10 protein-coding genes are annotated in these 13,118 nt (G+C 38.6%); 3 read left to right on the forward strand and 7 right to left on the reverse strand.

Annotation, left to right across the window (positions count from 1 at the left end; translation table 11 throughout):
- Positions 1–48 precede the first annotated feature (48 nt).
- A complete protein-coding gene (locus JET18_RS18365) occupies positions 49–879 on the reverse strand; it encodes a CPBP family intramembrane glutamic endopeptidase (RefSeq protein ID WP_202093482.1) in 831 nt (276 codons plus the stop codon).
- A gap of 566 nt (positions 880–1,445) precedes the next feature.
- On the opposite strand from JET18_RS18365, the gene JET18_RS18370 reads away from it, so the two are divergent.
- On the forward strand, positions 1,446–3,041 hold the full coding sequence (locus tag JET18_RS18370) for a peptide chain release factor 3 (protein ID WP_202093483.1): 1,596 nt from the start codon (positions 1,446–1,448) through the stop codon (positions 3,039–3,041).
- A 73-nt stretch (positions 3,042–3,114) separates the two neighbouring features.
- On the opposite strand, the gene JET18_RS18375 is transcribed toward JET18_RS18370, so the two are convergent.
- Positions 3,115–5,373, reverse strand: a complete 2,259-nt coding sequence (locus JET18_RS18375) for a zinc-dependent metalloprotease (RefSeq protein WP_202093485.1) — start codon at positions 5,371–5,373, stop codon at positions 3,115–3,117.
- Between the two features lie 7 nt (positions 5,374–5,380).
- Positions 5,381–5,770, reverse strand: coding sequence for a hypothetical protein (locus JET18_RS18380; RefSeq protein WP_202093487.1), 390 nt, complete (start codon positions 5,768–5,770; stop codon positions 5,381–5,383).
- Positions 5,771–6,157: 387 nt separating this feature from the next.
- On the opposite strand from JET18_RS18380, the gene JET18_RS18385 reads away from it, so the two are divergent.
- The gene (locus JET18_RS18385) at positions 6,158–7,108 is read left to right on the forward strand and encodes a DUF4349 domain-containing protein (protein WP_202093489.1); all 951 of its coding nucleotides are present in this window, start codon (positions 6,158–6,160) and stop codon (positions 7,106–7,108) included.
- Between the two features lie 202 nt (positions 7,109–7,310).
- Here the strand turns inward: JET18_RS18385 and JET18_RS18390 are convergent, their stop codons facing one another.
- Together JET18_RS18390 and JET18_RS18395 are read right to left on the reverse strand one after the other, a co-directional pair.
- A complete protein-coding gene (locus JET18_RS18390) occupies positions 7,311–7,676 on the reverse strand; it encodes a hypothetical protein (RefSeq protein ID WP_202093491.1) in 366 nt (121 codons plus the stop codon).
- Positions 7,677–7,699: 23 nt separating this feature from the next.
- The gene (locus tag JET18_RS18395; protein ID WP_062652654.1) at positions 7,700–8,839 is read right to left on the reverse strand and encodes an acyl-CoA dehydrogenase; all 1,140 of its coding nucleotides are present in this window, start codon (positions 8,837–8,839) and stop codon (positions 7,700–7,702) included.
- A 243-nt stretch (positions 8,840–9,082) separates the two neighbouring features.
- Between JET18_RS18395 and JET18_RS18400 the strand changes: the two genes are divergently transcribed.
- A complete protein-coding gene (locus JET18_RS18400) occupies positions 9,083–10,861 on the forward strand; it encodes an AMP-dependent synthetase/ligase (RefSeq protein ID WP_202093493.1) in 1,779 nt (592 codons plus the stop codon).
- 343 nt (positions 10,862–11,204) lie between these two features.
- Here JET18_RS18400 and JET18_RS18405 read toward each other — a convergent pair whose 3' ends face one another.
- Positions 11,205–11,981 (reverse strand): zinc ribbon domain-containing protein, encoded by a 777-nt coding sequence (locus JET18_RS18405; RefSeq protein ID WP_202093495.1) that lies wholly within the window; start codon positions 11,979–11,981, stop codon positions 11,205–11,207.
- Between the two features lie 2 nt (positions 11,982–11,983).
- Complete coding sequence (locus JET18_RS18410) at positions 11,984–13,081, reverse strand: Nif3-like dinuclear metal center hexameric protein (protein ID WP_202093504.1); 1,098 nt, start codon at positions 13,079–13,081, stop codon at positions 11,984–11,986.
- Between the last annotated feature and the right edge of the window lie 37 nt (positions 13,082–13,118).

The raw sequence follows: 13,118 nt of genomic DNA on the forward strand, positions 1-13,118 counted from the left end.
GTTTCTCCCAGGCATCTGGTTATCATTAATTGTATATTCTATTCTTTACTATATTTCGGCGTAATGTACTTTATTCTTTTTTGTGAAAAGATAATAAAACAGGGAAAAAAGCACAATTCCCACAGCCAGAATGACCCATTCTGAAATTTTAAATGCATCAGCAAAGCTTTCACTTTTGGTATAAGTGACCAGCAATGAAGAACACAGGTTATTGAATCCATGCAGCAACATCGGCAGCAACAGGGATTTTGTTTTATAATACACCATCCCAAGCACGCATCCCAGCAATACCGCTCCTACGAACTGCCACGGATTTCCATGAACCAATCCAAAAATTACAGAGGCGTAAAAAATAGCTCTTCTTGGATCTACTCCTTTATTGATCAATCCTTTCTGGATAATTCCCCTGAAAATAATTTCTTCAAAAACAGGAGCCATGATCACTGTCATAATAATCATAATGACCGGTTCAAAGGTAAGCTGCTCCATCAGCTGTGAGAAATAATCATAGTATTTACCCCAGAAAGGTCCTGTTGTGGGAATAAGCGATGTGATAAACTCTGAGATGAACATCATCCCGATCATCATGGGAAATATCAGGAGATAGGTATAAAAATTGGTAGGTGAAAAATTGAAATTCAGTTTTTTACCGGTTGAAGGTCTGACGATGAAAAAATCAAAAAAAGCAATAGCAGTAAGGAATCCGGCGGCATTGGTCACCATCAGGAACCAGTCTTTCAGTTCCAGATTTTCCCGGAAAGCTATTTTCCAGAAACTGCCGAAAAAGGAAACAGCCATTGTTCCTATAAATAATCCTGCCAGCAGCACAAGACCTCCGATCCATGTGAACGTAAACTTCGGATACCTGCTATTTTCCATACTTTTCTTTGTGAAATTTATAAAAACAAAGGTAATTTTTTTGAAAACCCGAAGCAACTAAAAAAGGAACTTGTTTTGGGGTGTGAGGTGCGGGATACGAGTTACGCGGGTTTCGAAGGTTCCGAGTTGCTGGTTGCTCGTTTTGAGTTCCGGGATTCGGGATTCGGGGTGTGGGTATATGTATGGGAGCCGGTGGCTTCGAGAACCTCAGCCGCCGGGTATTTGTCGCTTATTGAATGTTTTCGGATTTATATGATGCTGCAACCGCACTACTGGTGGCTTCGAGGGCCTCTGCCACCAGATAGTTGTCGTTCATTCAAGATTTCTGAATTTAGATCTTCAGCTTCAAAACTCTAAAACTCTCCAACCCTCCAACTCAAAATCCCGCATCCCGAAACTCACCCACACTCCTACACTAAAAACCCGCATCCCGAAACCCGAAATCCCGAAACCCGCAACTCTAAAACCCTCCCACACTCCAACTCAAACTCTCCTCTACAACTTATTCCGCCAAATTATTTGAAACCTCATAAAAATTCCCGATTTTTGCAACTTCAAAATACACTATGTCAGACTTAATCAAAGAAATACAAAAAAGAAAGACTTTCGGGATCATTTCCCACCCGGATGCCGGAAAAACAACCCTTACGGAAAAATTACTTCTTTTCGGGGGTGCTATTCAGGAAGCCGGAGCGGTAAAGTCGAATAAAATAAAAAAAGGAGCTACCTCCGACTTTATGGAAATCGAGAGACAGAGAGGGATCTCTGTGGCGACTTCCGTATTGGCTTTTGAATATAAAGACCACAAAATCAACATCCTTGACACACCCGGTCACAAGGATTTCGCTGAAGATACTTACCGTACTTTAACTGCTGTAGATTCCGTAATCGTTGTGATTGATGTAGCCAAAGGGGTTGAGGAACAAACTGAGAAACTGGTTAAGGTCTGCAGAATGAGAAACATTCCGATGCTGGTTTTCATCAATAAGCTTGACCGTGAGGGTAAGGATGCTTTTGATCTTCTGGATGAGGTGGAACAGAAATTAGGACTGAGAGTGGTTCCATTATCTATTCCGATTGGAATGGGAAGTGACTTCCAGGGAATTTATAATATCTGGGAAAACAATATCCAGCTGTTTTTGGAAGAAAAGAAACAGAAAGTGGGCGATACTGTTAAGTTTGATGACATCAATGATCCATCTATCGATGAGGTGATCGGAGAAAAAGCAGCGCAGAATCTTAGAGATGAACTGGAACTTGTACAGTCTGTTTATCCTGAATTCAGCCGTGACGATTATATGTCCGGAGACCTGCAGCCTGTTTTCTTCGGATCTGCTTTAAATAATTTTGGGGTTCGTGAATTATTGGATGCATTTATTGAAATTGCGCCTATGCCTCAGCCTAAGGAAAGTGATACGCGTCTTGTAAAACCTGAGGAAAGTAATTTCACGGGATTTGTTTTCAAGATCCACGCCAATATGGATCCTAAGCACAGAGACAGACTTGCTTTCGTAAAAATTGTTTCCGGAACATTTAAAAGGAATGAAAATTATCTGCTGGTAAGAGAAGGCAAGAAGATGAAATTCTCTTCTCCGAATGCATTCTTTGCTGATAAAAAAGAAATTGTAGACGAGAGTTTCCCCGGAGACATCGTTGGCCTTCATGATACCGGAAGTTTCAGGATCGGAGATACGCTGACAGGAGGTGAAAAACTGAGCTTCAAAGGAGTTCCAAGTTTCTCTCCGGAGCATTTCCGTTATATCAACAACAATGATCCGCTTAAAGCCAAACAGCTTGCGAAAGGGATTGATCAGCTGATGGATGAAGGGGTTGCCCAGTTATTTACCCTTGAAATGAACAACAGAAAAATCATTGGAACCGTTGGAGCCCTTCAGTATGAGGTGATCCAGTACCGTCTGGAGCATGAGTATGGGGCAAAATGTACTTACGAACCTTTATCCATGCATAAAGCATGCTGGGTGGAAGCTGATGAAAAGTCTGAGGAATTCAAAGAATTTGCCAGATTAAAGCAGCGTTTCCTGGCAAGGGATAAGTACAATCAACTGGTATTCCTTGCAGATTCTTCGTTTACCATTCATATGACACAGGAGAAATTCCCGAATGTAAAACTGCATTTTATCAGTGAATTCAGTAATGACTAATATTACATTCAGTAAAAATAAAACCCGTTCAATTTCGTATTGAACGGGTTCTTTTTTTGTAATAAGATCTATATTACTTTTTGATGATCAGTTTCTTGGAAATTTTCTGACCGTCTTTTTCTACCTGAATAAGGTACACTCCTGAAGGAAGGTAAGATAAATTAACTTCTTCACGGATTTTACTGCCTTTAAGCTCTTTTTTAGCATTGACCAGTTTTCCGTCCATCGCAAAAACAGTATACGTCATACCGTTTGAGGCTTCAGTTTCTATGGTGAAAATTCCTTTTGAAGGGTTAGGATAAATTTTTATTCCTGATTCAGCTTTTTCAGCCTCACTGATTCCCAATGTAGAATTGATGGTGAAGTTGGTGGTATTCACATTTAAAAATACATTATCAATAGCTTTGATCATAATTCTTGCTGTAGAAGTAGTTCCCAGACCTCCCGGAACATTAAATGCATAAGAACCGTTGTTTGGTGTACTGGCTACAAGCGTGTGAGGGAAGGTAAGCCCTCCGTCTTTGGAAAGTAAGATCGTTACGTTGGCTGTATTTACAGGTGCTGCATTGGTATTGGCAACGTTCCAGGTAATGGTTTGAGGTGTACCTATATCCCATACAACGCCTGCTGCATTCTGAGAACTTACGGTAAACGGCCCTGCTGCAGTAGATACGGTAAGCTGGATATCATCACGTCCTGTCTGTCCGCCAACCGGCTTATTATCTCTTACTAATAAAGAGAAATTTAAAGTTCTTGCTACGGTAGACAATTTTTCCCATGACTTAGGGTTTGAAGGTGTAATAATGGTTGAATTGTACCCTTCAACAATGGTTGAAAGTTTTGGGAAATATCTTGTTGGAGATGTGGTAGCCCACAGCGATCTGAACATAGGTCCTACTGTGTTTGCAGGTCTTGGAGGCATGGTAGCAGCACCAAAGTCAATCTGTTCCCAGTTGTAGGTAATTGCATCACCATCCGGATCGGAACCTACACCTGTTAAAGCAAATGGGGTTCCCATAGGGATTGTTTTATCCGGTCCTGCATTGGCAGTCGGTTCATTGTTTCCTGTTGCTGTATTGGCGGCACAGTTTCCTCCTCCGGTAATTCTTGTGTACATTTCACGGATGCTCACGGCATGGAAATAAGCATCACTGTTATTCTGTACATTTGGAGAACAGATTCCTGCATATCCCATGATAGAACTTGCACTTCCAGGTTCTACTGAAGTATTGTTATTTCTGTTACAGCCATTATTCTGGGTATGATTTGCTCCAAACTGGTGTCCCATTTCGTGTGCTACGTAATCAATCACAAAGGGATCTCCTACAGGAACTGCTGAACCTGTAACGCCTCCCGCTTTTACGCTGCCACATACAGAAGGGGTATACGCCAATCCGTTATCATTCCCTTGAGTAGCCTGGAAGAATACGTGTCCCAGATCATAATTATTAACCCCGATCGCATTATTGGTTACTACAACGTTTTCATCAATCATCTGATAGGCATCCAGCGCATCAAAGGTATCTACAGAAGTGAAAAATAACAGATCCGTATTGGCTATAAGCTGTAAAGACACAGAAATTTCATTTTCAAATACCTGGTTAAGTCTTGCTACCGCCAAATTAACCGCAGCAAGTACAGCCGCTTTTTTCTGGGCATCAGTTCCGGCACCTACACCAGCCTGCTGTGCTGTATAAGTGGTATATTCCGTTGTGGTACTGATAGCCAGACGGTATCTGCGCATCAAACCGTCTACAACCGTTTTACCCTGTATATTGGGAGCCAGGTCGGCCAAAGGAGAATCTCCTTTAAACAGACAGTCAAAACGGCTTTGTGAAGTGGCATTTTTACGGTCATATACCATATAGGTCTTGTTATCTTTGGAATAGGAATCTATATAATACATTCCTTTTATTCCTCTCACTACCGCATTCAATCCAAAGTACGGATCGTAGGTAAATCTGATATTGGTGGCAGGATCTCCTACTTTCTGCCCCATATAAGATCTTATGTCGGAATATCTTGACTGTAAATCAGGATGCATGGTAGATGCTTCAAATACTTCATAGGTATCGAATGTTCCCTGATCATTCGGGAATTTCACAAGAATACCCTTTTCTGAAGTAAGTCTGTTTCTGTCAGGTGCCAGATTAAGCTGGTGTTTCAGTTCATCTGTATTCAAACTGACCAACTGGTATTCTGAAGTTCTTACATTTCTTTCTCTTGTTTCTTTCACGGTTTTATCTGTGGTCCTGCTCCACGTGTTCTGCTGGGCTGCAGCTGTTCCCGAAAGAAGCACAAGACTCGTCAGAAATAATAGTTTTTGTCTCATAATTTATTTAAATAGTGGTTAATTTAATTTTTTTAGGACTGTCCATGATTTTCAGGATTAATATAGGATTCGATTGCTTCTTCTCCGCATATTCCTGATTTTCAATTTCTTTATAAAAAACATTCAGAGTAGATCCGTCTGTTTCCAGTTTTTCTATTTCAAGGTCTCCGTTCTGTACTTTTTTCAATTTCGGTTTCAGGACCAGAAAATATTCTCCTTCTTCTAAAACGGGTATGGGCGCAGATCTGGAATATCGGGAATCATTGAATTTCATGTAGAGTTCTTTAATTCCTTTGGTAGAAGTTATGACCGTATATTCATCGAGATCATGATTAGAGTTTAATCTTCTTATTTCAGTGAATTCTACTTTTTGAGAAATTTTACTTTCCTGATTCATTGGTGAAATACTTTTATATTCGGCACAATTAAGCACTAAAAAGTTAGAAAAATTCAATAAAATAAAACATTTAATATATAAACCCATAATTACAAATATAGAAATTATTTAAACACAATCACTTAATTTAAGTTATCATTTTTCACAATAAAGATCTAAAAATGAGACAATAAGAATCAAATGATGATCTCATCTTTTTTAAATATTCAAAATCATAACACACTATGATTAACAGGATAAAATGCCAGACGTAATTTGTAAAACAATTGTAAAACAAATACAAAATACTGGTTTTAAACCACTTAATATTTTACCAGAACAATACTTTGCATTTACAAAAACCTGTCCCCGATCCCCGCTAATTTTACTTCATCAAAAATTAATGTTATGAAAAAGTTCATATTACTGGTTGCTTTATCAAGCACTTTCATTATGTGTAAAAAGGGAGAAGCTGCAAAATCCCAAATCGAGGATACTTTACATGCTGCAGACAGTGCGGCTTCGGCTGTAACAGAAGCCGCGAATGATATTAACAGTACCGCCAGCAAGGTTCTGGATTCTGCTAATATTAAAATAAAAGACTTTGAAGATACTAAAGGCGAGATTCAGCAGAAAATAGACAACACTTCCAAAATGGTAGATTCGATATCCGATAAAATTTCATCTATAAAACTGGAATCGAAGATCGAAAAGAAGGATTCCACAGAGAAAAAAGCTGAAAAGATTGTTGTGAATGTACCTGCTCCCAAAGTGATCAAAGAAACCAAAGTAGTTTATAAGGACAAGCCACAGAATGACAGCTACGAACTTAAAAATAAAATGGTGAAAACCGGTATTCTTTCCGTAAAAGCTGATAACGCGGAAACCGTAAAAGAACTTGTAAGAGAAGAGACGATAAGAAATAACGGATATGTAAAGGGTGAAGAACTGTCCTATATTACAGCAGAAACCGCCAACAGAGATTCTTCTTATCCTGAAAACAGTCAGCGAGTATATTATATGGATATTAAAGTTCCTATCCGGAATTTTGATCAATTAATGAATGACCTGAGCAATATCGGGGATATTGAAACGAAAAACATACAGGTTTCCGGAAACAATTATGTAGATAATACCCTGTGCACGATAACCATGACCCTTACCGATCAATCTGACTCTGAAAAGGAACCTAAAAACTTCGGCGAAAAATCACTGGCTGCTATATCTTCCGGCTGGGACGTGATCACTTCTATCTTTCTTTTCCTGCTTCCGCTATGGCCTTTATTCCTGATTGCCGGAATCGGATATTATTTTTATAAGAAAAGAAGCAAAAAAACGACTGATGACCATCCTCAATAAAAAGGAATTCACCGAAAGAAGGATTTTTTAATATTATTTTAATGACGATGAAAAATTAAACCCGCTACTTCTTCTTATATTTATCACCATAAGGAAAAGCTTTATTTCCCTATGAATTTAAACAGAGAATGATAATATCTCATATATTATTAAATTAAGTGGTTTGTAAAAAGAAAGGCTCCCGATCGGGAGCCTTTCTCTATTATTTCATATTCACTACTTTGTCTACAATAAACTTTGTGTTTCCTCTCCACGGAAGTGCTCCGTTGTATTCTTTGTAATGAAGATCAAAAGTTTTGCCGCTGTTGGTTTCCAGCTGCTTAAAAATCTCAGGATCTTCTACAGAAAATTCAAATTCGTAGCTTGTAATGGTTCCGGTTTTACCTTTTCCAAAGCCTTCCTGGATGAGTTTTCCTTCATAGGTTTTGAAGACATAGCCCTTTTTCATGGCATAATTCAGATAACCGGATTTTACCCCTTCCCCAAAAACGAAATAGTATTTATACCATACTACTACGCCTATCAGGAGAAGAACTACGCCGAGGCTGATCCACAAAGTTTTTTTCATAAGAAGTGTGTTTACTATTCAGTTTATTTTGCAATACTTCTGGAGATCACAATTTTCTGGATCTCGGAAGTACCTTCATAGATCTGCGTGATCTTCGCATCTCTCATCATTCTTTCTACGTGGTATTCTTTCACGTATCCGTATCCTCCGTGGATCTGTACTGCTTCAATAGTAGTATCCATCGCCACCTGAGAAGCATATAATTTTGCCATTGCTCCGCTTTCAGAAATATCTTTACCGGCATCTTTTTCACATGCAGCTTTGAAACATAACATTCTTGCAGCCGTGATCTGGGTAGCCATATCCGCTAATTTAAATGCAATAGCCTGGTGGTTGATGATCTCTGTTTTGAACGCTTTTCTTGTTTTAGCATATTTTAAAGCCAATTCATAAGCCCCTGAAGCGATACCTAAAGCCTGGGAAGCAATCCCGATTCTACCGCCGTTCAATACAGCCATAGCAAAATTGAATCCAAAACCGTCTTCTCCGATTCTGTTTTCTTTTGGTACTTTTACATTGTTGAAGATCAAAGAGTGTGTATCACTTCCTCTGATTCCCAATTTATCTTCTTTCACCCCTACTTCAAAACCTTCCCATCCTCTTTCTACGATGAACGCATTGATTCCTTTGTGCTTTTTCTCAGGATCTGTCTGTGCAATTACGATATAGTAAGAAGCTGTCCCACCATTGGTGATCCAGTTTTTGATCCCGTTTAAAAGGTAATAATCTCCTTTGTCTTCTGCTGTTGTTTTCTGAGAAGTAGCATCAGAACCTGCTTCAGGCTCAGATAATGCAAAAGCTCCGATCACTTTTCCGCTTGCAAGAGGTGTAAGGTATTTCACTTTCTGCTCTTCGGAAGCAAATTTTTCAAGACCTGCACATACCAGTGAGTTGTTTACAGACATTACAACAGCTGCAGAAGCATCTATTTTTGCAATCTCCTCCATCGCCAAAACATAAGAAACGCTGTCCATACCAGCACCTCCGTATTTAGGATCTACCATCATTCCCAAAAGACCCATCTCACCCATTTTCTTCACCTGTTCTGTAGGAAATTTCTGGTCGCGGTCTCTTTCGATAACTTCGGGTAATAGTTCATTTTGTGCAAAATCTCTTGCAGCCTGCTGAATCATCAGCTGTTCTTCCGATAAATTAAAGTCCATAAAAAAATAATAATTAGATAGGCGTAAATTTACACTTTTTAACGAAATCTGAAAATATAAATAGAAGTTAGAGATGAGAAGTTAGAAGTTAGAGCCGGAGCCTTCAAATTTTAGGAGTACAACCAATGGAAAGTCCCGGATATTATGGCAGGCATTCAATTAATTCCCAATTAATCATTTCTGGTTACTACAATTAAAAAAAATGCTTATATTTAAAATTCTTTAAAAATTGCTTAAAAAATCATGACGATCAAAAGATTATTCGATATTCCACAGTACGCTTTAGAAAAATTTCCTAAAACGGATATGTTTGTGACGAAATATCAGGGCGAATGGAAAAAAACTTCTACACTGGAGTTTATCAACCAGGGAAATAAGATATCAAGGGGGCTTTTAAAACTGGGTATTAAGCCTGGAGATAAGATTGCCTTGATCACTACCAATTCCCGTACGGAATGGGCTGTTATGGATCTGGGGCTGTCTCAGATCGGTGTGGTTTCCGTGCCTGTATATCCGAGTATTTCTGCTGAAGATTATGAATTTATCTTTAATAATGCTGAAATACAGTACTGCTTTGTGTCAGATAAGGAACTTCTTACGAAGGTGATGAAAGTAAAACACAATATTCCTTCTCTACAGGGTATTTTTACTTTCGATACTATCAGCGGAGCAGCCAACTGGAGAGAAATTCTGGATCTGGGTGAAGATGACTCAACTCAAATTGAGGTAGAAGACCTTTCCAACGCGATCAATTCTGAAGACCTTGCTACTATTATTTATACTTCCGGAACCACGGGAAGGCCAAAAGGGGTCATGCTTACGCATCACAATATTGTTTCGAACGTTCTGGGTTCAATTCCAAGAATTCCAAAGAGAAAAGGTCTTGATTATAAGGATTCGAGAGCGTTAAGCTTCCTTCCGATCTGCCATATTTTTGAAAGAATGCTTTTCTATCTGTACCAGTACAATGGTTTTTCCATCTATTTTGCCGAAAGTATTGACAAAATGGGCGAAAACATCAAGGAAGTGAAGCCTCAATATATGACGGTAGTACCGAGATTGGTAGAAAAAGTTTACGATAAAATCTATAACACAGGATCGTCTGCGGGCGGCCTGAAATCCAAAATATTCTTCTGGGCACTGAATCTGATCACCAAAAAGAAAACCATTTCAAAACCATCCGGACTGCAGGAAATCATTGCAGATAAACTGGTATTTTCCAAGTGGAGAGAAGGTTTGGGTGGCGAAATCGTGACATTGGTTTCCGGTTCTGCAGCTTTGTCTACAAGATTAAATATGATGTTCCAGAATGCCGGAATTCCTATTCTGGAAGGCTATGGATTGACAGAGACTTCTCCCGTAATCGCTGTGAACAGTTTTGATAAAATGAAGGTAGGCACCGTGGGGATTCCATTGGATAATCTACAGGTTAAGATCCAGGAAGATGGTGAAATTACGGTAAAAGGACCGTCTATTTTCAAAGGTTATTTTAAAAATGAAGAAATGACCAAAGAAGCTTTCACAGAGGACGGCTATTTCAGAACAGGAGATATCGGACATATTGATTCAGAAGGATTCCTTCAGATCACTGACCGTAAAAAGGAAATGTTCAAAACTTCAGGCGGAAAATATATCGCTCCGCAAACGATTGAAAATCTGGCGAAAGCATCCAAATTCATAGAGCAGATCATGGTGGTAGGTGACGGCGAAAAAATGCCTTGCGCACTGGTACAGCCTGATTTTGAATTTGCTAAAAACTGGGCGATGAGAAATAACCTGAATATCGGTTCCACCCCTGCTGAGATTGCCAAAAGCCCTGAACTGAAGGAAAGAATTGAGAAAGAAATGGAAGGCATCAACGAACACCTCGGAAACTGGGAAAAGATCAAAAAAATTGAGCTTACCCCTGAAGTCTGGGCGATTGATACGGGACTCCTTACCCCGACTTTAAAGCTTAAAAGAAAAGCGATCAAAGAAAAATTCATGGATCTGTACAATAAAATGTACGAACACCACGATTAATAATACAAAAGCTGCTTCACAAATGGAGCAGCTTTTTTTATGTCTTTTGCTATGTTTTGGCTAAAGCCTTTTTCATTATATTAATATTTGAGAACGGGCTAAAGCCCGTTCCTATTGAATATTTCAGTTGTATCTACGAAACCTGCTGTTTCTGAATATTGAAAATGATAACTATTTTCTGTGAGAACGGGCTAAAGCCCGTTCCTATTGAATATTTTCCACGCTATGAGATCTGTGTAATCGGCTAAATCTGCGGGAGATAAAAAAATATTTCCATTTTTCCGGATAACAAAAAAAGTGCTTCATTTCTGAAGCACTTTTTAATATTATTTACGAATTGTAATTAGAATTTAATTACAGATTTCATTTTGTCGTTTTCTTCCATTACCAACTCATCATCAACAAGGATTTTCCCAGAGTGCTCATCAATAATGATTTTCTTTCTTTGCGCGATCTCCATCTGCTTTTGAGGAGGAATGGTGAAGAATGATCCTTTCGGAGCTCCTCTTTCCAATCCTACTACAGCTAATCCATTGATAGAGCTTTTTCTGATTCTGTTATATGAAGAAAGCAATCTTTCGTCAATTTTACCGGCAAACTCTTTAGACTGCTCAATTAAGTATTCTTCTTCTTTCTGAGTTTCAGAGATAAGACCATCCAATTCTTCTTTTTTGAATTTCAAATGGTTTTTCAAATCACTGATTTTGTCGTTAAGCTCGCTTAAAGTTTCATTTTTGTGAGCAATTTTAGCTCCGAATTCTTTAATTCTCTTTTCAGCAAGCTGAATTTCAAGATCCTGGAACTCCATTTCTTTTCCTAATGCTTCAAACTCTTTATTGTTTCTTACATTATCCTGCTGAGATTTGTATTTTTCAATTAAAGTTTTTGCATGGTTAATCACTTCATGCTTGGTTTTGATCTGATCGTCCTGATCTTTGATGTCTGCATGAAATTTTTCAGCTCTCTTCTCAAGTCCTTCAATCTCAATTTCAAGATCTTCAACTTCAATTGGCAATTCTCCTCTGGTATTTCGGATTTCATCCAATCTTGAATCAATGATCTGCAAATCGTATAAAGCTCTTAATTTTTCTTCAACTGAAATATCGTTGGTTTTTGCCATATTTAAATGAAATAATTTACTGGGTTTGTTTTTTCAATAGATTTTGAAATTGCAAATGTACTAAATTTTTGTGATAAAATTTCAAATAATTGTTGAGTTACAAATTGTTCGGATTCATAATGGCCTATGTCACAGATCATCATTTTGGATTCTGCCAGAAAATAGTCGTGGTATTTGATATCTCCGGTGAGATAGGCATCGCATTTCTGAGCCAAAGCCGCCTTGATTCCGCTGGCTCCGGATCCTCCCAGAACCCCTACTCTTTTGATTTTTTTATGGGTAAAATCTGAATGTTTGATTAATTCCAGTCCGAATTTCTCTTTCACAAATCTTAAAAATTCCTGTTCATCCACCGCTTCCTCAAAATCTCCGTACATTCCCAGACCTGTATGCTGGTTCTCGTTGTCCAGCTGATACACCTGATAAGCCACTTCTTCATAAGGATGCGCGGCTTTCAGTGCTGAAATAATTCTTCCTTTTTTATAGTCTTCAAAAATCACTGAAATCATATCTTCGTCAGCATTTTCACGGATGTTCTGCTGTCCGGAGAACGGGTTTGAACCTTCAATGGGTCTGAAAGTACCATTTCCGTTAAGCGTAAAGCTGCATTCGTCATAAAAACCAATATTTCCGGCTCCGGCACTGAATAATGCTTCTTTTACTTTTTCAGAATGATCTTTCGGAACAAAGACGGTAAGCTGTTTTAAATTATTTTTTTTAGGCTGAAGGATTTTCAGATCTTTTAATCCCAGTTGGGTGCAGATTCCATGGTTTACGCCAAAGAAATCATTATCAAATGCTGTGTGAATGGCATAAATGGCAATTTTATTTTCAATGGCTTTTAAAACCGCTCTTTCCACATAATTTTTCCCGGTCAGGGATTTTAATCCTGAAAAAATAATAGGGTGAAAACATACGATCATATTACAGTTTTTCTGAATAGCCTCCTCCACTACATTCTCCAGAGCATCATGACACACCAGTATTCCGCTCACATTCCGGTCCGGAACTCCGCAAAGCAGTCCTACATTGTCAAAATCTTCTGCCTGCTGCAGGGGAATACGGTTCTCTATTTTTGAAATTACTTCGCTTATTGTCATTTTATTCTGTATGTTTGCTACGAAAATAACGATTATT

Source organism: Chryseobacterium endalhagicum, assembly GCF_016745235.1.
Classification (GTDB): Bacteria; Bacteroidota; Bacteroidia; order Flavobacteriales; family Weeksellaceae; genus Chryseobacterium; species Chryseobacterium endalhagicum.